Here is a 17,952-nt window from a genome sequence, read left to right on the forward strand (position 1 = left end):
TGATGTCAAACGAATCCCTGCCAGATGATGCAAGCCTGACCACGAATGGTTATGACGATACAGGCAAGGGAAGCATCCTGTTGATTGCCTGCGGCGCTCTTGCGCGCGAAATACTGGACATCAAAACACGGAATGGCTGGGATCACATGGCTCTGACCTGCCTGCCGGCGATCCTGCACGTTCACCCGGAACGGATCACCCAGGCCGTGGAAGACGCAGTGGCCAGGCATCAGGGCAATTTTGACAAGATCTACATCGTTTACGCCGATTGCGGGACCGGGGGGCTGCTTCAGGCCGCCTGCGAAAAACTTGGGGTCGAAATGGTGAAGGGCCCCCATTGCTATTCCTTCTTCGAAGGAAACCAGGCCTTTGAGGACCGCAGAGAAGACGAAACAACCGCGTTCTATCTGACAGATTTCCTGGCCCGGCAATTCGACGCTTTTGTCTGGAAGCCCCTTGGCCTGGACCGCCACCCGGAACTGCGTGACATGTATTTCGGCAATTACACCAAACTTGTCTATCAGGCCCAGATCGACAGCCCAGAGCTTACGGAACGCGCGCGCGAATGCGCAGACCGAATGGGGCTTGAATTCGAACGCCGGTTCACCGGTTACGGCGATCTGGAAAACACGCTGTCGGACTGGGCAAACCGCCCAAAATGAGGTCAGGCGTTCTCCTGTGCGACCTGTCGGATGCGTTCGATCATCGACCGCAGGCCGTTTGAGCGCTGAGCGGACAGGTGATCGTTCAGCCCAAGGCGTGCCAGTTCAGCCCCCGCATCGACTTTGGGAACTTCGGCCACGGGCAAACCGTTGTACAAGGACCGAAGAACAGCGATCAGGCCACGCACGATCAGTGCATCGCTGTCACCATCGAACTTGAAGACGCCGGATTCAATCATCGGATGCAGCCAGACCTGACTGGCGCATCCATGCACTTTTGTCGCCGGAACCTTGAATGCATCGTCCAGCGGCTCCATCGCCTTGCCCTGCTCGATGACATGGCGATACCGGTCTTCCCAATCCTCGAGAAACTCGAAATCCTCGACAATCTCTTCAAAGGCGGGCGTGGCCATGATGCGGTGATCCTTTGGTTGCATTCACAATTGTGACCTAAGCCGGTCGCTGGCCACTGTCCAGCCCCCGCGGTGGCTTTTCAACGCGAAGAAATTGCGCTAACCCATTGCCTGAACTCGTGTGAAAGTCTGTGGGTCCATGCAAAAACCTCTGTCCGTTCTCATCATCGCCACGCTGACTCTGACTGCATGCAGCAGCTGGCGTGACTCTCGGGTGAACCCGTCAAACTGGTTCGGATCCAGCAGATCTGTCGAAGCCGAAACACCGCCCGACCCAAATGCCGCCGACGCGCTGGTTCCGAAGCAAAGCGAAGGTACCGGTCTGTTTTCACGCCCCGATGCCGAAGACACCAGCATTCCAATTGGTCAGATCGACGAATTGCGCATCGACCCGACCCCCTCCGGCGCGATCATCTATGCGTCCGGCACGGCTGTCCGACAGGGGGCGTACAATGCGCGTCTGGTTCCTGTTGAAAAGGAAGAAAACCAGAAGAACGGAACTTTGGAATTTGTGTTCCGCGTGAACTACCCCAGCTATGAGACACCGCAAGGGTCGGAACGTACTCGGATGGTATCGGACGCCATCAATATCTCGAATCAGGAACTGCAAGGTATTCGGCTGGTCCGCGTGGTCGGACAGCAAAACGCACTGGAATCACGGCGCCGGTAAGCGCCGTTACAGGGACACGACCTTGACCGACTGTCCTTTGGCCGCCAGGGCAATCTTTCCTTCGCACAGTTTGAGAGCATCCTCGCCAAAGACCTCGAACCGCCATCCCGACAAGGCTGGAACATCCCGCTCGCCGGCCGCAATCTGATCCAGGTCCGAGCTTGTGGCGATCAATTTCGCCGCCACACCTGAACTTTCGGTCTTGGACTTCAGCAGAACCCTCAGCAGGTCAGCCAGCGCCGGATTGACCTTGAGCTTGTCGCGCGAAGTGTCGACCTTGGGCAATTTGTCGGGCGGGCAATTCACGCCACGCTGGACTGCGGCCAGAATACCTTCGGCGATCGCCCCTTTGCGGGCTTCGCGCAACAACAGGCGGGATCCGCCCAAATCCGAATGTGTTTTGGGTTTGGTCGATGCCAGCTCGATCAGCGCGTCGTCTTTGAATACGCGGTTCCGTGGCACGTTGTTTTCCTGCGCATAGGCTTCGCGAAACTGCGCCAATTCCCGCACTACGGCCAGAAACTTGGCTGAGTTCGTACGCGTCTTTACCCGCTTCCATGCGTCCTCAGGGCGGATGTCATATGTGGCAGGCTGTGTCAGCGTCCGCAATTCTTCGGCAACCCAATGGCTGCGCTGCGTCTTTTCAAGTTCTGCGGCCAGGTATTCATAGATCCCGCGCAGATGCGTCACGTCTGCCAGAGCATAGTTTTTTTGAGCATCGGTGAGAGGACGACGGGACCAGTCGGTGAACCGAGAAGTCTTATCAACGCCTTGTTTGCAGATTTTCCGGACCAGAGTTTCATAGCCAACCTGTTCGCCAAACCCGCACACCATCGCTGCGACCTGTGTGTCAAACAGCGGCTTGGGAAAGACGCCGGCCTCGACCCAGAAAATCTCAAGGTCCTGGCGGGCGGCATGGAACACCTTGACCACGCTTTCATTCCGGAAAAGATCGTAAAGCGGGTCAAGCGACAAGCCATCGGCAAGCGGATCAACCAGAACAGCGCTGTCTTCATCCTCGGACGGAACCGCCAGCTGCACCAGGCACAGCTTGGAGTAATACGTCCGCTCGCGCAGGAATTCGGTGTCGACCGTAATATAGGGATAGCCTTCGGCGGCCTTGCAGAAATCGGCCAGCTCTTGCGTCGTCGTCAGGGTTTTCATGCGCCGTACTAGTATCGCTCTTGTTTTTGTGCCTGCCCGTTTTTGTCCTCGTCCCGAGCGTTGTCGACGACCATAGGCCGATTATTGCACGGGTGTAAATCACCCACCGAGCGTTCACGGCAACAGGACGGGCGACCTGTTGCCTTCTGCAAAGCGCCGCAGCACCTCGGGGTAGAGTTTGTGTTCCCACACCAGCACCCGCGCAGCCAGCGATTCCGGTGTATCATCGGCTTGGATCGGAACCCGTGCCTGGCCCAGAATCGGGCCGTCATCCAGTGCCGCCGTCACTTCGTGCACCGAGCAGCCGTGTTCGGAATCTCCGGCCTCAATCGCGCGAGCATGAGTGTGTAACCCTTTGTATTTTGGCAATAATGAAGGATGGATATTCAGCATCCGACCTTGAAACCGAGACACGAAATCCGCTGTCAGCACCCGCATGAAACCAGCCAGACAGACAATGTCGGGTTGCGCCTCTTGCAGGGGCTTCAAAAGCTCGGCCTCAAAGGCGGCGCGGTCCCCCTTGAAGGGGCGATGATCAACCACTGCGGTCGGAATGCCACGGTCCGCAGCTTTTTTCAGCCCGCCTGCCTGCGCATCATTGGACAGCACCAAACAGGGCCGCGCCGGATGATCTTTGGTCATGCTGTCAACCAGCGACACCATGTTCGATCCGCCCCCGGAGATCAGGATCGCGACGCGCTTGTGACTCACAGCAGTTTGCCCGAATAAGCAACGCCGGGCGTTTCCGTGACGGTACCGATCCGAGCGACGGTTTCACCGGCATCCGCCAGCAGGGCCGACAGGTCATCCGCCTTGTCTGCGGCGCACACGACGATAAGGCCGATTCCGCAATTGAAGGTCTTGAGCATTTCCGCCTCAACGATACTGCCGGTCTTCGCCATCCAGCCAAAGACAGGGGGCAGCTTCCAGCTGTCCAGATCGATCCGGGCCCCCAGCCCTTGGGGCAGCACGCGCGGAAGATTTTCGGTCAACCCACCACCGGTGATATGCGCCAGCGCGTGCACACCACCCGCACGAACCGCTGCCAAAGCCGGTTTCACGTAGAGGCGTGTGGGCGTCAGCAACGCCTCACCCAGGTTGCTCTCACCAAAGGGTGATGGCGCGTCCCAGCCCAGACCGGACAGTTCGACCAGCTTGCGCACAAGCGAATAGCCGTTGGAATGCACCCCGTTCGAGGCCAGACCCAAAAGGACGTCGCCGCCTTGAACGCCCGCGGGCAGTTCTGCGCCGCGTTCCATCGCACCGACCGCAAAACCGGCCAGATCAAAATCGCCATCGGGATACATTCCCGGCATCTCGGCGGTTTCACCACCGATCAGGGCGCAGCCAGACTGCGCACAGCCTTCGGCAATCCCTTCGATGATCCGTGCCGCCGTATCGGTATCCAGCCTGCCGGTCGCGAAATAGTCGAGGAAGAACAGCGGCTCGGCCCCCTGGCAGATCAGGTCATTGACGCACATGGCCACCAGATCGACCCCGACTCCGTCCACGACACCGGTATCAATCGCGATCCGCAGCTTGGTGCCTACACCATCCGTCGCACCGACCAGGATCGGGTCCTGGTACCCGGCAGCCTTCAGATCGAACAGCGCGCCGAATCCACCCAGGCCGCTCATCACACCGGGGCGGTTGGTCCGCTTGGCGGCGGGTTTGATCCGATCGACCAGGGCGTTGCCCGCGTCGATATCCACACCTGCATCGGCATAGGTGATTCCGTTTTTACCCGCTGTCATGTTCGATCCCTCAAGAAAGCTTTGCGGGCGGGTTAGTCGATTGTGGCGTTTGTTGCAACGGTCAGGCTTGACGCGGCTGTTCACCGTGATACCCAAGGCGCCGAGGCGGGCCTGTAGCTCAATTGGTTAGAGCAGAGCGCTCATAACGCTTTGGTTGGGGGTTCGAGTCCCTCCGGGCCTACCATTTCGCCGAAACATCCGGGTGGGTTGTTGCCGTCTGGACGTTGATGCGCTGGCTTATCCGTCCGAATCTTCCAACCCAAAATAGGCGTCGAGCTCCTCTTGGGTTACTTGCCATTCATAGGAATAGCCGTCGCGCCCACCAAAGCTGTAATCCTCGTAACTGCCGGACAGGCCCGGATCTTGATGCACCGCCTCCAAATACGTCTCGAATTCAGCAGGATCGACCCAGAACGAAGCATCCATGATCATCATGTAATAATCATAGGCGAGAGGCTCATCGAACTTGCCGAAGTCATTCTGCAAATAGTCCAGCATTTCAGCGCAAAATATCGCCATATTGGCACGCACCTGAACCGGAAGAGGTGCCAGATCCTCGTCGCCATCCACCACGTCTTGCTGCGACGCATGCCACAACTCGGATGCCAACGACTCGATCAGGTCGGACCGCAACCATTTCAGACATGTATCGCCTGCCCCGATAAAACCGGTCAGACGCTCCACCCGTCTTTCATCGGTTTCGTCATACCACTGCCAAAGAGGCAGAAGGGCCGCAAGTGTCGCGCACCCGACAAACCCCCTTTCGGCCAATTTCACGAATCCTGCGATAACCATCCTATGCGCCCCCCAAAAAGCAAAAAACTATGGGGACAGGATGCCATGGTCAGACAAATTAACAAAATTGAACCCAATGCGCAGACATAACAGGGGGTCTATCGTCCGATAATAATGTCCGCGCAGAGCCCGCCGAGACGTTCGCTTTTGCCCAGACGCAAAGTACCGCCATGCGCGCGCGCGACATCCGCCACGATCGCAAGGCCCAAGCCCACGCCACTGCCCTTGTTCTGATTGCGTGCCGGGTCGAGTCGCGTGAAAGGCTTTACCGCCTCGGCGCGTTGGTCGACAGGTATTCCGGGGCCGTCATCCTCAACGCGGATGCGCATCGATTTCGCGTTCAGAAACAGGCTCAGCTCGGCCCGGCTGCCATAGCGCATGGCATTACCAATCAGGTTTTCCACCGCCCGGCGTACAGCCATGGGGCGTATCATGACCGTCCCCTGCCCCTCGACCGCGATCAGCTCTGCCTGATGACCGGCCCGTTTTGCGTCATCCACGATCTGGCGGAGAAATTCATCCGGCTGGACCTCTTCCGCCGATCCTTCGGCAGCCCCACGCGAAAAATCCAGAAACGCATCCAGCAAGGACTGCATTTCCGTGACATCCTTTTGCAACGGTGCGGCCTCGTCTTCCGGCAACATCGACAGCCCAAGCTTCAGACGCGTCAGCGGGGTGCGCAGATCGTGGCTGACACCCGACAGCATCAACGTCCGCTGCTCGATCTGGCGTTCGATCCGGGACCGCATGTCCAGAAACGCATTTCCCGCCGCGCGCACCTCGATGGCTCCACCGGGTGAATACGGAACGATTCGTCCCCGCCCGAATGCCTGGGCCGCATCAGCAAGGCGCGTGATGGGGCGCAATTGATTCCGCATGTAAAGAAACGAGATCGTCGTCATGATGACCGCAAAGAACACCATGGTGACGATCAATTGATGCGGGGCCGCGGGCGACAACCTGCGCCGATCGAACGTCAATTGCAGCAGCCCCAGATGCGTCTTCAGATAGACCCGCGCCTCTTTGCTGCTGGGCAAAGCCACGGCGTCAAGATTGGGCAATCTGGCATACAATTCGGATTCGACCTGCGGCGCGATGAAATCATACCATCGCCGCGCGCCGATCTCGGGCCGTTCGTTGACGCCCAGAAACCTGGCCTTTATTTCAAGGGCCTGCAAATCCGGACGAATCGACGCCAGCGCCTGTTGTTGCGTTTCCGCGTCCTCGATCATTGTCGTGATCAGCATCACCTCGCGGGATGCCGCGCGCGTCATTTGGCCGGTGACATCCTCAAGATGCCTTTGAAGGAAAGCGTTTCCCACGACCAGCAACAGCACGATCACAGGTAAAACCAGGATCAGCGCTGCCCGGGCGTAGAGACTGCGAGGCATATAAGGTTTGAGCCAGTGCGAAGACATGCGCTAAACCTAACGGGCTGCCCGGACAAGAGAAAGAGCACAGAATGCAGGCATCAGATGATTTCGATCCGCCCGTCGGCAAGCCAGAGGAACTGCATCCGGGTTTGCGGCGTATTCTGGCTCCGAATCCCTCTCCGATGACCTATCGTGGCACCAACACGTACCTGCTGGGTGATCACGACCTTGCCGTCATCGATCCAGGCCCCGCAAGCGAGGCACATCTGAACGCAATTCTGGAGTCGTTGGCGCCGGATCAAAGGATCAGCCATATCATTGTCACGCATACGCATGTGGACCATTCACCTTTGGCGGCTCCGCTGGCGGCGCGCACAGGGGCAACGATTTATGCTTATGGTGGGCCTGAGGCGGGGCGCAGCGCCGTCATGACCGATCTTGCCGCGCAGGGGCTGACCGACGGCGGCGAAGGCATCGACACCACGTTTCGCCCTGATGTCGAAGTGGTGGATGGTGAGTTTATCAATGGCGACGGGTGGAAGCTTGAGGTCATTCACACTCCGGGCCATCTGGGCAATCACATTGCTCTGGCCTGGCAGAACATCTGTTTCACGGCGGATCATGTCATGGGTTGGGCCAGCTCGTTGGTGTCTCCTCCGGATGGTGATCTGACCGACTTCATGGCTGCCTGCCATCGGCTGCGTGCGCGAGACTGGTCGGTTTTCCACGCCGGCCATGGCGCACCGATCACCAGCCCTGCAGAACGTTTGGACTGGCTGATTGCACATCGCCAGACCCGCGAGGCCCAGATCCTGAGCGCACTGGAAGATGCAGACGGCACGGCACGGCATCTGGCTGAGCGCATCTATACGGATACGCCATCGGCATTGCTGCCTGCGGCCGAGCGGAATGTTTTCGCTCATCTCGTTGATCTGACAGGAAAAAACAAAGTGGCGCCCATTGGCCCACTGTCAGTTTCATCTGTTTTTCGACGGGTTTGCTAAAACAGCAAAAAATTTTGATGGTTCTCGTACTTAACCACTGGACGTCCGGAATCGGGGTTGCTATATGCGCCTCAGTTCCGGCGTAGCTCAGCGGTAGAGCAGTTGACTGTTAATCAATTGGTCGTAGGTTCGATCCCTACCGCCGGAGCCAAACATCTTGCCCCTGTCACCATCGCAATGGGCAAGATGTTGGTTATATCCTCATAAAATCAAAACACTACCTGATACTTCCGGTTGAGTTGTCTACCGACAACGACCGACAACATCGCTGACCAGCCGGTCAAAATTCGGTCAAAGCGATGGAGACGGCCATGCCGCACCAGAAGATCACCCAGGCCCTCGTTGACGGCCTGCCCTTTCAGGATTCCGGGACGCACTGGGTCCACGACACCGACCTTGCAGGGTTCAACCTGTCAGTCGGGCGACGCACCAAGACATACTATGCCGCTGGCGAAGCAGGCGGGCGCTTCATCCGCGTGAAGATCGGGCGCGCCGACGTGACCAAGGCGAACGAGGCCCGCGCCGTTGCGCGCGACATTCTGCTGCCCGAAATCCGTCGCGGTGTTGATCCCCGCGCGAAGCAACTCGGAGACGATGACCGCACCTATACCCGTATCATGGCAGGCATCCGCGAGGCGCGTCCCGATGACCTCTCCGACCAAGCCGCGCGCCGGATCATCAAGGGCAAGGCGAAGCGCCGCGCCGATGAACTGACCGTCGGTCAGGTTTGGAAAATGTATGAAGAGCACAAGCGCGCGTCGATCCTGGAAGAGAAAGGCCCGGAGAAGGCGCGTCGCGCGGAGCAGCACATTGTCCAGCAATGCCGCTACCTCGGCGGTGCGGAATCCTACGGCAAAGATGGTCCATATGCGGCCACCCGCGAGTGGCCGGGCGGCTGGTGGAATCGTCCGATCACGAGCATCACCCCGGAACTGTGTTCGCAGACATGGCGCAACCTGACCCGCACGCGCGGGCGGCGCACAGCGCAGATGTTCTTCATGGCCGTCCAGGTGCTGTTCAACTACGCGGTTGCCAAGAAGGAGGTGCCCGTCACGGCGCACCCGATGGTGATCGACGCCGCAGGCGACGGGATCGGATTGCCGAAGGGATGGCAGAGCCTGCGCGCGCAGAACGCCGTCGAGCGCATTTCCGACATTCGGGCATGGTGGCGGCAGGTGGACAAGCTAACCGTGATCCCGAAGTCGGCGCTCAAGGTCGCGCTGTTGACCGGGATGCGCCCGAGCGAGGTGCTCGCGATGCGCTGGGACCAAGTAGACCTCGACGCGGGCAAGGTTTGGTTCGGGATGACCAAGACCACCGACTACCGCGAGGTTGCCTTGTCGTCTTGGTCCGTGGCGCAGTTGAAGCGCCTGGAGTCGATGACCGGACGGCACGAGTTTGTCTTCACCGGCCCGACCGGCGGGCGTCTGACGACGCTGCCGACGATCACGCGCGGCGCGGATCGCTGGACCCCGAAGCAATGCCGGAAGGAGTGGCAAACCGTCGCCGTCGAATTGGGCGTGAGCGACACGCAGCGCCTGACTCAGGTCGGCAAAGGCCTTGGCGGGACGGATGGTCATTACGTCGTCACCCCCGACCTGCGCTCGACGGTTCAGCAGGTCGCGGACGAGATCATGCGGCGAGTTGAGGGTGCCGCAACCTGAGCCGTGCCGTCACGGCGTCGGACGAGTAGCTGACCGGGTTGCCGTCCGCGTCGAGATAGAGAAGGTCCACGTTCAACATCGACGCCGCCTGCCGCAGAGAATCCAGGTTGTAACGGGTGTGGTGTGCCAGGACGAAACCGTGTTCCGAGCACGCAGCGGCAACCGCCCTGCCCATCGAGTTCGACTTGCTCGGCAGCAACGTCCCAAGGAAAGTGCAATAGGTGCCGGGTTCCCAGGGATCGTCGATGCGCAGCAGGTGCCCGAGCGGTATTCCTTCCCTCTCGACGTATTCTGCCTTCGCCACCTTGCGCCGCTGCTGCGGGCGTAGGCCTGCCTCGGTTTCAGCCGCCTTCAAGCGTTGCTCGAAGATGCGCCGCTCCTCTTCCAGTTCTTCGCGCGCCTGTCTGTCCATCGCTTCCTGTATCACTGCTTCCCGTTCTCGACGTTCGCGGGCGCGTTCGGCCTGAACGCGCGCTGCTGCCCTTGCCGCTTCTTCCTGCTGCCGCACAACGGCCAGATTCTTCCGCCCATGTTCCGCGTCCAGCGTGGGGATGCCGCGCCGCGTCAAGCTGGACACATCGCGATTGCCGTTCAGGATGTCCCAGATACGGGCGCGCATCAGGTCGGGGTCGAGATCGACGAGCCAGCAGAGGTGTGCCCGACTTTCTGCCCAAGAACCCGTGTCGGCGGTTAGAAAGACGAAGGCGTCCGCACGATCCGTTTCCGGGACATTGGCCGAGAACAGGTCTGTGACTGCCTTGAGGATCACGGCATTGACCAGGGCGGCGCGGGAGCCTGGAACGAACTGCTCGTCGTCCCAGGCCTCGTCTTCGATGGTGGCAAGCGCGTTCATGCGGCGGAGTGGGCCTTGAGCGCGTGGATCACGGGTTCCGGCGCATCATCCCAGGAGCGCAGCGGCACGACCCGTTTCAGGGCCTGCCGCGCGTTGGTCGTCAGGCGCTGGTAGTCGCGCGGACTGACCTTGCCCGAGATGATGTAAAGCGCATCGTCCGTTTCGAGATGGTTCGCACCGGTCAGCGCCACCGGCGGTTCGTTCGCGTCGCCCTCGGGGTCTGCGAACGTGACGGTGGTGCCCAGCACCTCGGCGCAGCGTTTCGCCTCGCGGTATGCGGCGGGATCGCGCCGCTTGTCGAGACCGACGACGGCATCCTCGGGTTTGACGTGTTTCAGGTCCACGCCGAGTTCATCTGCCTTTCGGACGGCTTCTTGGAATGCGCGCGAGTTGGCTTGGGCCTCCTTCGCGTCGATGTAGATGGGTTCTGCCATTGGGGTTCCTTCGTGCAGGTGGCGGGCGCGCTACCATGCCCAGGATCACGCGCCCGCCGTTGGTCGGGTCGTCGCGACGTTGGACCCTTCTCCGGGGGCGGTTGAAGATGGATAATCAGGTGCTGAGGTGCTGGACCTGAAACTGCCGGTCAAAGCGCCATCAAAACGACGCGCCCGAATTGCTAACCGCCCAGGATCGCAGGCGTCCGGGCCTGATAGAAAATCAGTTGCCCCCGAAACTCGCAGAGCGCGTCAGCGAAGGCGGTTGTTGGGGCGTGCCCTATCAGGGTGGGGGCGTGGTCGGAGAACCGCACGCAGCGCCTCGCTCTGGGCGTCAGCGAAACAGGATCAGGGCACCGACGCCCACGGTTGCGGCGACCATCGCAAGTTCGACCCAGGTCAATCGTTGTCCTCCGGGCCTGCGATGGCCGGGATGGCGACGACGTTCGGCAGAACCTCAACGCCTGTTTCCTGCTCGACGACCAGGGCGGCTTCTTCGTAGGTGATGCCGTCGCGCTCCATGACCTCCTGCACGAGGTGGGACGCGTCGCTTGCCTCGACCTTGACCCCCATGCGGGAGAATGCGCCCAGGATGCGCGTTCGGCTGTGCGGCTGCGGCACTTCCTTGTGCTCGATGGTCGTCGCGGCCAGCTTCGGACGGACGTACTGCGAAACCTCCTTGAACGCGACGAGCGCAAGGTGCTTGTCGCCCTCGTCGTAGGCCTCAGCACCAATCAGCGCCATCATCTCGACCGGATCGAATTCTGCGTGCCCCGCGTGAAGGTGCATCGCGCGCAGCTTGCGGTCGATGCGTTCGGCCAGCTCCTTCTTGTTCTTGTGCGGTTTGCCGAGGCGGGAGGAATACGGGGTGACAGGCATCAGATAGGCCTCCCCGACGTATCGAGAAGGCCCACTGACGATGCACAAGGAGTATCCCGATGGGACTTGCCCATCATCGCACGGTCAGGGCCTACACGCGACCAGGATTGCGGGTCTTGGTGATTGATCATCATGCCGGAATGCCCCTCGCTATAACTCGGTTATGCCGCTGGCCGGTCGGTTTTGATGGCTTCTTGACCGAGGAACGTGAACGCCACCCGGTTCGAGGATGCGGCGGCGGGCAGATCGTCCAGAAGGATGCGCCACGGCCAGCCGGGAAGGTCACAGGCGCGCAGGGGGTCGTTGCCGCCTACGGAGGCGTTGTGCAAGGCGACGAGTTCGTTCCGGGTCGAGGCGTAGACCAGCAGCAGCGTGCCGTCGTCGGCGATCCAGGGGGTCAAGCTGTCCTCGCCGGAGGAATAGATGTGCGCCTCATGACCGGGATCGACCTCCCAAGCATGGGTGTTGGCGAGGAAGAAGTCGGCGTAGGGCTTCGGATGCTTCATGCGGGTGGCACCTCCTTGATGGCTTGCAGGACGCGCTCCATGCTCTCGGTCAGGCAGGCGCGGGACCGGGTGAACTCGTTGCCGCCCAGGATCAAAGTGACGACGTTCGGATCTTCGTGACCGAACACCGAGAAGGAAAAGGACCGGTTGTCGTAATCGACGGTTTCGCTCTCGATCACATGGGCGACGGGGCGGTCCTGAAAGGTCTTGACGTGGCGCTTGACCGCGCGCTCAGAAAGCATGGGCGGCACCTTCGACCAACGTCCCGGACAGGAGGATGTCCGCGTCTGTCGGCTCATTGCGCCACTGCGCGGTCAGTTGTCCGCTTGGGTTCCGGGTCACGCGCTTGATGCCAAGGCCTGCACCTTGCAGGATCGCCGTCGCCTCGTCGTCGGTGACGGTCACGGCGTCCGTGGAATCGTTCTCGTTGTAGGCTGGCCGCCCGTGGTTGCGGGGTCGTGTCGTCATGGGGTTGCTCCGTGCTATCGTCGCCATGACGATAAGACCTCGCCCCGGCGCGGTTACACCGCGAAAGCAGGTGGCGAACCGCGAAGTGATGCGCCATCACCCCGAGACGCGTTTCCGCTCAAGCAGTTGGGCAAACGCGGACGCCGTTTTGACCGAATCTTGATTGCTACCTCCGGCGGTTTGGCTGGGATCGACGACGGACGACGGCGGGCATGGGCGAGCAATGCCGTCAGAGCGCGGCGCTGCTTGGGCGCAAGGCGGCGTCTCGCGTTTTTAGGCGTCGTGGTAGGGGTGCGACCGAAACTGCCTTCACGCCCGCGCTCTGCGAGGATGACTAGGGGTCGGTTTCGATAGGCGGTCGCCCTCTGCACAGAGAACCGCGTGTGCCAGGGGCAAAGACGGTGTTACGCGTGCGCTTGCCCAGGAAGCGGGTGAACCAGAGTGAGGCGCGTTTTACGTGCGCGCACGCGCGCGAACCGTGGTGATCGTTTCTGGTAGATCATACAGGACTGCCGGTTCCCTGCACGCGCCCTGCACAGGATTTCCGACGAAACCACTGGTTTCATTGACCACCCTGCACGCCCTGCACCCTGCAAGGCAACCTCCCACATCGCGCCGCAGGATAATCATCGAGATCACCGATACAGGGTTGATGATTATTCTGCGTACGCGCGCGCACGCAGGCGCGCACGAATACCGGCGCAGGGCACCGCCTTCCGCATAACCAAGTTATCAGAATCCACCTCCTTTCCCGGTCGAGCCAACCCGGTGGCGGATCGTATGTTGATCGAAACCACCCAACGGAGACCCGACCATGACCCAACTTGCCGTTGCCTCGCCCGCTGCTTTCGCACCCAAGGCCCGCCTGACCGGCGCGCCGTCTGAACCGTCCTTCGTGGAATGGGCGCTCGGATGCCTGCACCGCATGGGGGCACTGAACGACCGCGCCAAAGCGAACCGCTGGTTCATGACCGCCGTGGACGACGAGCAGCGCCGCATTGCCATGAGCGCCCTGTTCCCCGGCCAGAACCCCTGGGATCACGCATGACCCCGGTCATCGAGCAGGAGGTGCGTCGCGCCCTCAGAGAGCAAGCTCGCCACCTCCCGCGCATCCGCCGGGAGGTTGTTGCATCACTGACGGCAGACGACACCGCCGCGACGATCCTGCAACGCACAACCCGCGCCTGTTGTGACGCGGGCCTGCGGATGACGCAGAAGCAATTCTCTGATTTCTTCGCGACAGTGTTCGAGGCGAGGCAGGAGCGGTTCCCGCATCGCCTGATCTTCAACGTCGCCGGTCTCTAGGATTTATTGCGCTCGATCTTGTCCAGGAGCGCAACTTTCCACTCGTAACCTTCCAATTTTCGCTGCACTTCGCGATCCAGCACCTTTTCGGCTTCGCTCTTGGGCGAGTTGGGTCGATGACTTTCTACCACCTCCGACGTGTAGTTCTGGCCGTTCCAGGTGTGCCGCACGACGTTCGGTTTCAGCCCAGGATTACACAGCGGGTGGTGATACATCGAGAACACCGGAACATCCCAGGTGTCGCCTTGGGCAAACTTGGGTGCCATCGCATCGACGAACCCGGAAAGAAGCGCCTGATCGACTATCGCCTGCGCCGCCTCATAGTCGTCCTCGTCCGGGTTGACCTCGTAGGACAGCTTGCACTCCTGAACGTCAGGCAGGAGCATGTCCACGTCCTGCAATGCGCTCGCCCGCGCCGTGAGTTCGATGAGTTCATCTGAGGTTTTGTTGGTCGCGGCGAAGTCCCGGAGAACAGTGTGCATCCCCTCTGGCGCGCGGCGTCGTTTGGTCTTCTCGATCTTCTTGGTCGCGGTCGCCCGACCGTGCAGAACCCATTCCTCGTCGAGGTCGAGCAAGGCCCAGGGGTTTTGGGTGTAGTTCAGCGGCAAGCCATCAACCTCCACCCAATCGTCATAGCCAGGATGCACGACGTCCGCCGCCCACGCCATCTTGAGACGGGCGTCCGCCGCGTGCATGTCGCAGACGGCCTTGAGCCGCGCGCGATACTCGTCGAGCAGGCCTTGCGCCTTCGCGCGGCGATCCTCGGACAATGGCCGCTTCCGCATCAGGTTCCAGGTGTTGAGCGGCACGTCCGGCTTGAGCGTTTCATGCCACCACGGCAACCCCGTCAATTCCTCGACCGTCTCAGGCGGCGCACACCATTTCCACGGATCGCGCATCGCCTCGGAATGCAGGCCGTCCAGAGCATCGGTCAATCGGTGATCGAATTGCTCGCCCCGCAATGCCCGAGAAACTGTGCCGTCATTCACCTTTTCGGTCAGGCCGTATTTCTCGCCGTTCTCGTGCAGCCATTCGACAACCCGTTTCACCTGGACGAGGAATTGGCGCAGGTTCTCGCCATCAGCGAATTCTGATTTCTCGCTCACGCCTGCGCCTCCATCCAATCGTCGAGGTCCGCTTTCCGATAGCGCACCATCCGCTTGCCCACGCGTTTAAACGTAGGCCCTTTTCCCTTGAAACGCCAGTCAGCGAGGGTGCTTGCCGACGTGTCGAGGTAGCAAGCGGCCACCTCGGGACTCATCCATTCCGGCCATTCAGGCATCGTGTTCTCCTTTCGCAATCGCCTTCGTTGCGACGTTATTGGACAACCACCGGTTCTGTCAGCGCGAGAACAAGGTGGAACCTGGAATATTCAAGGTGCTGGCCAGCGACGTGGACGGTTGGCAGAGTCGCGCGTTGATGCGATGATGGGCAAAAACAAAGGAAGAACAGTTGCTCCTCGAATCCATCGACCAGACCCGCCTCGAAGTATCGCCCACCCTCGACCCCAAGCGGCGGTCGAAACTCGGCCAGTTCATGACGCCCGGTCGCATCGCGTCCTTCATGGCTGGAATGTTCGATACGCTGCCGCCGGACGTTCGGCTCCTCGATGCAGGTGCAGGAATGGGGGCGCTGACAGCCGCCTTTGTCGCTGAGGCACTTGGGCGCGACGTGCGCCCTGCGTCGATTGACGTGACCTGCTACGAGGTGGACGAGCAACTTGCTTCGATCCTCGACGGCACACTCGCCGCGTGCGCGGATCAATGCGCGAGCGCAGGCGTCGCTTTCACGAGCCGGGTCATCCGAGACGACTATATCCTGCATTCCGCAGAGCCGCTGCTACGCGAGCAGCGCGCCTATAACTGCGCCATCCTCAACCCGCCCTACGGCAAGATCAACCAGACCTCGGAATGGCGGCTAGGCCTGCGCTCCCTTGGGATTGAAACGGTTAACCTCTACACCGCCTTCGTCGCCGTTGCCCTCGGACAGATGGAAGATGGTGGCGAGATTGTCGCCATCACGCCGCGCTCCTTCTGCAACGGGTCCTACTACGAGCCGTTCCGCCGCATCCTGCTTTCGGGGTCCGCAATCGCCAACCTGCATGTCTTCGAGTCCCGGCGATCCTCGTTCAAGGACGACGACGTGTTGCAGGAGAACATGATCTTCCGCGTGCGCAAGGGCGCTGAACAAGGTGACGTTGCCCTATCGACGGACGAGACAGAGGCGCGCAACGTGCCCTTCTCGGACATTGTGCGCCCGTCTGATCGCCATGCCTTCATCCGCCTGCCTGTGTCGGGCAACGATCTTGCCGACAGCGTTCAGGCGCTCCCCTGCGTGCTGGCTGATCTGGGTATCAAGGTCTCGACCGGGCGCGTCGTCGATTTCCGAACGCGCGACAACCTGCGCAAGGAGCCGGGTGCCGATACCGTGCCGCTGATCTACCCCCAGCACTTCCACGATGGGGGCATCCAATGGCCGATCCCAAACTTCCGCAAGCACAACGCACTGGCCGACAACGACGACACGGCGAAGCTGATCACCCCTGCGGGTATCTTCGTCCTGACGAAACGGTTCACGGCCAAGGAAGAGAAGCGCCGCCTTGTAGCGACGATCTACGATGGCGAACGCGCCGGATTCGAGAACCACCTGAACTACTTCCACGAGAACGGCGAAGGACTGCCGCTCGACCTTGCCAAGGGACTTGCGGCCTTCCTGAACTCGGACGCCGTGGATCAGTATTTCCGCATCTTTTCGGGGCATACGCAGGTCAACGCTACCGACCTGCGCAACTTGCACTACCCGAGCCGCGACCAGCTGGAGGCGCTTGGGCGCGGTGACACGACAATGGACGACCTGCTCTAGCCAGTCACCTTGAACTGCTTTGCCGGGTCGCCCTGAATCCAGATGAAAGTGTCGTAGGCGATGTTCTGGTGCTTGCCTTGGCGCGCTGCTGCCTCTTTCCATGTCCGGTAGGTCGTCGTGAACCCGACGCCCGCCTTGCCGCAACGCTCGGCCAGTCGGTTCATCTGCGCGACCTTGTGGGCATCAACTTCGCCGTCGCTCGTCACCGCCTCGATCACCCACAGGTGATCCGTTTCCGGGTTCCAGAGCAGCGCGTCGGGCATCGCGTCCTCTAAGGTCAGCGCGACGCCTGCCTCGGCCATCTTGGCGCGCTCGGCGTCCGATATGCGGTCGCAGTCCGCATCATCGACGTAGAGCAGTTGGTAGCCAGGTAGGAAGCGCGGCGCGTAATTCTCGACGCTCGCCTTGATCAGGTGGGCGTGCCCGGAGTCGACCAGCTTGCGCGCGGCTTCTGCCATCTCAGCTTGGAACGCTCGCCGTTCGCGCGACACGTCGTCCCGCGCCCACTCGGCCAGCATGTCCCGCCACGCATCGTCAGGGGCCTTCAGGACCGCCTTCAGCGCCTCGTCTAGGCGGTAGCAGGAGTTGGGCGACTTCGCCTTGACGTGTCCGGGGATGAACTCGCCATTCTCAAGCGTGATCGCCTCGAACCCGCCCAACTCGCGAAGCGGCTTGATCCAGTAGTCGCGCCCCTCACGATCCAGCTTGCCGCTGTCCCGTTGCAGGATGCCAATGTGGCAGGCGAGGTGCGCCGTCGATGCCCCGTCAGCGATGGTTGCCCCCTTGGGGGCCTTCGTGAACCAGCTTGCCGTCTGATCGTCGAGCATGGCGAAGGTGCAATCGACCAAGTCGGCGTTCGACCCAAGGTCGAGGTATTGCAGGACTGCGCGAATCCGGTCCTTCGTCACGCCTTGCAGCGCATCGGGCATCGGCCCCCGCTTGGCTCGTAGTTGCGCCACCTTGTCATGCAGTAGTGCCATCCGCCTGTTTCCCCTCAACAATTCGTTTTAGGGCACCCTACTGCGCGCCTGCTCAGGAGTCGATTGGCAAGTCTGGTGTCTCAAACAAACAACAGGAAGCGCCTCAATCTCCGGTTGAGCAGCGCCGGGGACAGGTCCGATAACTCAGTTATGCCCGGAACGTTTC

At 60.9% G+C, this 17,952-nt stretch carries 22 protein-coding genes and 2 tRNA genes; 9 read left to right on the forward strand and 15 right to left on the reverse strand.

The features are described from left to right. The first annotated feature begins 2 nt into the window (after positions 1-2). On the forward strand, positions 3-662 hold the full coding sequence (locus tag AC2FF8_RS01390) for a DUF1638 domain-containing protein (protein WP_496878742.1): 660 nt from the start codon (positions 3-5) through the stop codon (positions 660-662). A 2-nt stretch (positions 663-664) separates the two neighbouring features. Here AC2FF8_RS01390 and AC2FF8_RS01395 read toward each other — a convergent pair whose 3' ends face one another. Beyond that, complete coding sequence (locus AC2FF8_RS01395) at positions 665-1,075, reverse strand: SufE family protein (RefSeq protein ID WP_117868838.1); 411 nt, start codon at positions 1,073-1,075, stop codon at positions 665-667. 139 nt (positions 1,076-1,214) lie between these two features. Between AC2FF8_RS01395 and AC2FF8_RS01400 the strand changes: the two genes are divergently transcribed. After that, the gene (locus AC2FF8_RS01400) at positions 1,215-1,745 is read left to right on the forward strand and encodes a hypothetical protein (protein WP_170344137.1); all 531 of its coding nucleotides are present in this window, start codon (positions 1,215-1,217) and stop codon (positions 1,743-1,745) included. A 6-nt stretch (positions 1,746-1,751) separates the two neighbouring features. Here the strand turns inward: AC2FF8_RS01400 and rnd are convergent, their stop codons facing one another. The 3 genes from rnd to purM form a co-directional block, all read right to left on the reverse strand. Next, complete coding sequence (gene rnd / locus AC2FF8_RS01405; protein WP_257598793.1) at positions 1,752-2,909, reverse strand: ribonuclease D; 1,158 nt, start codon at positions 2,907-2,909, stop codon at positions 1,752-1,754. A 114-nt stretch (positions 2,910-3,023) separates the two neighbouring features. Next, a complete protein-coding gene (purN, locus tag AC2FF8_RS01410; RefSeq protein ID WP_170344135.1) occupies positions 3,024-3,620 on the reverse strand; it encodes a phosphoribosylglycinamide formyltransferase in 597 nt (198 codons plus the stop codon). Further along, positions 3,617-4,663 (reverse strand): phosphoribosylformylglycinamidine cyclo-ligase, encoded by a 1,047-nt coding sequence (purM, locus tag AC2FF8_RS01415; RefSeq protein WP_496878743.1) that lies wholly within the window; start codon positions 4,661-4,663, stop codon positions 3,617-3,619. Before purM ends, purN begins: the two co-directional genes overlap by 4 nt. A gap of 107 nt (positions 4,664-4,770) precedes the next feature. Between purM and AC2FF8_RS01420 the strand changes: the two genes are divergently transcribed. Further along, a tRNA-Ile gene (locus AC2FF8_RS01420) sits at positions 4,771-4,847 on the forward strand. Positions 4,848-4,900: 53 nt separating this feature from the next. On the opposite strand, the gene AC2FF8_RS01425 is transcribed toward AC2FF8_RS01420, so the two are convergent. Together AC2FF8_RS01425 and AC2FF8_RS01430 are read right to left on the reverse strand one after the other, a co-directional pair. Further along, the gene (locus AC2FF8_RS01425; RefSeq protein ID WP_170344133.1) at positions 4,901-5,458 is read right to left on the reverse strand and encodes a hypothetical protein; all 558 of its coding nucleotides are present in this window, start codon (positions 5,456-5,458) and stop codon (positions 4,901-4,903) included. Between the two features lie 98 nt (positions 5,459-5,556). After that, positions 5,557-6,876, reverse strand: coding sequence for an ATP-binding protein (locus AC2FF8_RS01430; protein ID WP_496878744.1), 1,320 nt, complete (start codon positions 6,874-6,876; stop codon positions 5,557-5,559). Positions 6,877-6,920: 44 nt separating this feature from the next. Here AC2FF8_RS01430 and AC2FF8_RS01435 point away from each other — a divergent pair, with 44 nt between their 5' ends. The 3 genes from AC2FF8_RS01435 to AC2FF8_RS01445 all read left to right on the forward strand — a co-directional run bounded on the left by AC2FF8_RS01435 (position 6,921) and on the right by AC2FF8_RS01445 (position 9,499). Then, positions 6,921-7,835, forward strand: a complete 915-nt coding sequence (locus AC2FF8_RS01435) for an MBL fold metallo-hydrolase (RefSeq protein WP_496878745.1) — start codon at positions 6,921-6,923, stop codon at positions 7,833-7,835. A gap of 76 nt (positions 7,836-7,911) precedes the next feature. Then, positions 7,912-7,986 (forward strand) — tRNA-Asn (locus AC2FF8_RS01440). A 160-nt stretch (positions 7,987-8,146) separates the two neighbouring features. Then, positions 8,147-9,499 (forward strand): tyrosine-type recombinase/integrase, encoded by a 1,353-nt coding sequence (locus AC2FF8_RS01445; RefSeq protein ID WP_496878746.1) that lies wholly within the window; start codon positions 8,147-8,149, stop codon positions 9,497-9,499. Here the strand turns inward: AC2FF8_RS01445 and AC2FF8_RS01450 are convergent. The 6 genes from AC2FF8_RS01450 to AC2FF8_RS01475 form a co-directional block, all read right to left on the reverse strand. Further along, positions 9,468-10,352 (reverse strand): hypothetical protein, encoded by an 885-nt coding sequence (locus AC2FF8_RS01450; RefSeq protein ID WP_496878747.1) that lies wholly within the window; start codon positions 10,350-10,352, stop codon positions 9,468-9,470. The two genes, AC2FF8_RS01445 and AC2FF8_RS01450, sit on opposite strands and share 32 nt — an antisense overlap. After that, positions 10,349-10,786 carry a hypothetical protein gene (locus AC2FF8_RS01455; protein WP_301653675.1) on the reverse strand — a complete coding sequence of 146 codons (438 nt, stop codon included), beginning with the start codon at positions 10,784-10,786 and terminating at the stop codon, positions 10,349-10,351. The genes AC2FF8_RS01450 and AC2FF8_RS01455 overlap by 4 nt, the downstream gene beginning before the upstream one ends. A 399-nt stretch (positions 10,787-11,185) precedes the next feature. Further along, positions 11,186-11,665: a hypothetical protein gene (locus AC2FF8_RS01460; protein ID WP_496878748.1), complete on the reverse strand. Its 480-nt coding sequence runs from the start codon at positions 11,663-11,665 to the stop codon at positions 11,186-11,188. Positions 11,666-11,826: 161 nt separating this feature from the next. After that, complete coding sequence (locus AC2FF8_RS01465) at positions 11,827-12,171, reverse strand: hypothetical protein (protein ID WP_496878749.1); 345 nt, start codon at positions 12,169-12,171, stop codon at positions 11,827-11,829. Continuing rightward, positions 12,168-12,413 (reverse strand): hypothetical protein, encoded by a 246-nt coding sequence (locus AC2FF8_RS01470; protein ID WP_301653678.1) that lies wholly within the window; start codon positions 12,411-12,413, stop codon positions 12,168-12,170. The genes AC2FF8_RS01465 and AC2FF8_RS01470 overlap by 4 nt, the downstream gene beginning before the upstream one ends. Next, entirely contained in the window at positions 12,403-12,639 is a 237-nt protein-coding gene (locus AC2FF8_RS01475; RefSeq protein ID WP_496878750.1) for a hypothetical protein, read from the reverse strand. Before AC2FF8_RS01475 ends, AC2FF8_RS01470 begins: the two co-directional genes overlap by 11 nt. Before the next feature lie 814 nt (positions 12,640-13,453). On the opposite strand from AC2FF8_RS01475, the gene AC2FF8_RS01480 reads away from it, so the two are divergent. Next, positions 13,454-13,687 (forward strand): hypothetical protein, encoded by a 234-nt coding sequence (locus AC2FF8_RS01480; RefSeq protein ID WP_170436864.1) that lies wholly within the window; start codon positions 13,454-13,456, stop codon positions 13,685-13,687. Beyond that, on the forward strand, positions 13,684-13,944 hold the full coding sequence (locus tag AC2FF8_RS01485; RefSeq protein ID WP_496878751.1) for a hypothetical protein: 261 nt from the start codon (positions 13,684-13,686) through the stop codon (positions 13,942-13,944). Before AC2FF8_RS01480 ends, AC2FF8_RS01485 begins: the two co-directional genes overlap by 4 nt. Here the strand turns inward: AC2FF8_RS01485 and AC2FF8_RS01490 are convergent. Next, positions 13,941-15,050, reverse strand: a complete 1,110-nt coding sequence (locus AC2FF8_RS01490) for a hypothetical protein (protein ID WP_496878752.1) — start codon at positions 15,048-15,050, stop codon at positions 13,941-13,943. The genes AC2FF8_RS01485 and AC2FF8_RS01490 overlap by 4 nt on opposite strands. Further along, a complete protein-coding gene (locus AC2FF8_RS01495) occupies positions 15,047-15,226 on the reverse strand; it encodes a helix-turn-helix transcriptional regulator (protein ID WP_217361175.1) in 180 nt (59 codons plus the stop codon). The genes AC2FF8_RS01490 and AC2FF8_RS01495 overlap by 4 nt, the downstream gene beginning before the upstream one ends. A gap of 170 nt (positions 15,227-15,396) precedes the next feature. On the opposite strand from AC2FF8_RS01495, the gene AC2FF8_RS01500 reads away from it, so the two are divergent. Beyond that, the gene (locus AC2FF8_RS01500; RefSeq protein WP_496878753.1) at positions 15,397-16,806 is read left to right on the forward strand and encodes an Eco57I restriction-modification methylase domain-containing protein; all 1,410 of its coding nucleotides are present in this window, start codon (positions 15,397-15,399) and stop codon (positions 16,804-16,806) included. Here AC2FF8_RS01500 and AC2FF8_RS01505 read toward each other — a convergent pair. Further along, the gene (locus tag AC2FF8_RS01505) at positions 16,803-17,786 is read right to left on the reverse strand and encodes a BsuBI/PstI family type II restriction endonuclease (RefSeq protein ID WP_496878754.1); all 984 of its coding nucleotides are present in this window, start codon (positions 17,784-17,786) and stop codon (positions 16,803-16,805) included. The genes AC2FF8_RS01500 and AC2FF8_RS01505 overlap by 4 nt on opposite strands. Between the last annotated feature and the right edge of the window lie 166 nt (positions 17,787-17,952).

The sequence above is a fragment of the Ruegeria sp. YTSA144 genome (assembly GCF_059610125.1).

Excerpts from the sequence above, each read along its gene's own strand:
- AC2FF8_RS01390 (WP_496878742.1), top strand. The coding sequence starts at position 3 with ATGTCAAACGAATCCCTGCCAGATGATGCAAGCCTGACCACGAATGGT.
- AC2FF8_RS01395 (WP_117868838.1), bottom strand. The coding sequence starts at position 1,075 with ATGGCCACGCCCGCCTTTGAAGAGATTGTCGAGGATTTCGAGTTTCTC.
- AC2FF8_RS01400 (WP_170344137.1), top strand. The coding sequence starts at position 1,215 with ATGCAAAAACCTCTGTCCGTTCTCATCATCGCCACGCTGACTCTGACT.
- rnd (WP_257598793.1), bottom strand. The coding sequence starts at position 2,909 with ATGAAAACCCTGACGACGACGCAAGAGCTGGCCGATTTCTGCAAGGCC.
- purM (WP_496878743.1), bottom strand. The coding sequence starts at position 4,663 with ATGACAGCGGGTAAAAACGGAATCACCTATGCCGATGCAGGTGTGGAT.
- AC2FF8_RS01425 (WP_170344133.1), bottom strand. The coding sequence starts at position 5,458 with ATGGTTATCGCAGGATTCGTGAAATTGGCCGAAAGGGGGTTTGTCGGG.
- AC2FF8_RS01430 (WP_496878744.1), bottom strand. The coding sequence starts at position 6,876 with ATGTCTTCGCACTGGCTCAAACCTTATATGCCTCGCAGTCTCTACGCC.
- AC2FF8_RS01435 (WP_496878745.1), top strand. The coding sequence starts at position 6,921 with ATGCAGGCATCAGATGATTTCGATCCGCCCGTCGGCAAGCCAGAGGAA.
- AC2FF8_RS01445 (WP_496878746.1), top strand. The coding sequence starts at position 8,147 with ATGCCGCACCAGAAGATCACCCAGGCCCTCGTTGACGGCCTGCCCTTT.
- AC2FF8_RS01450 (WP_496878747.1), bottom strand. The coding sequence starts at position 10,352 with ATGAACGCGCTTGCCACCATCGAAGACGAGGCCTGGGACGACGAGCAG.
- AC2FF8_RS01455 (WP_301653675.1), bottom strand. The coding sequence starts at position 10,786 with ATGGCAGAACCCATCTACATCGACGCGAAGGAGGCCCAAGCCAACTCG.
- AC2FF8_RS01460 (WP_496878748.1), bottom strand. The coding sequence starts at position 11,665 with ATGCCTGTCACCCCGTATTCCTCCCGCCTCGGCAAACCGCACAAGAAC.
- AC2FF8_RS01465 (WP_496878749.1), bottom strand. The coding sequence starts at position 12,171 with ATGAAGCATCCGAAGCCCTACGCCGACTTCTTCCTCGCCAACACCCAT.
- AC2FF8_RS01470 (WP_301653678.1), bottom strand. The coding sequence starts at position 12,413 with ATGCTTTCTGAGCGCGCGGTCAAGCGCCACGTCAAGACCTTTCAGGAC.
- AC2FF8_RS01475 (WP_496878750.1), bottom strand. The coding sequence starts at position 12,639 with ATGACGACACGACCCCGCAACCACGGGCGGCCAGCCTACAACGAGAAC.
- AC2FF8_RS01480 (WP_170436864.1), top strand. The coding sequence starts at position 13,454 with ATGACCCAACTTGCCGTTGCCTCGCCCGCTGCTTTCGCACCCAAGGCC.
- AC2FF8_RS01485 (WP_496878751.1), top strand. The coding sequence starts at position 13,684 with ATGACCCCGGTCATCGAGCAGGAGGTGCGTCGCGCCCTCAGAGAGCAA.
- AC2FF8_RS01495 (WP_217361175.1), bottom strand. The coding sequence starts at position 15,226 with ATGCCTGAATGGCCGGAATGGATGAGTCCCGAGGTGGCCGCTTGCTAC.
- AC2FF8_RS01505 (WP_496878754.1), bottom strand. The coding sequence starts at position 17,786 with ATGGCACTACTGCATGACAAGGTGGCGCAACTACGAGCCAAGCGGGGG.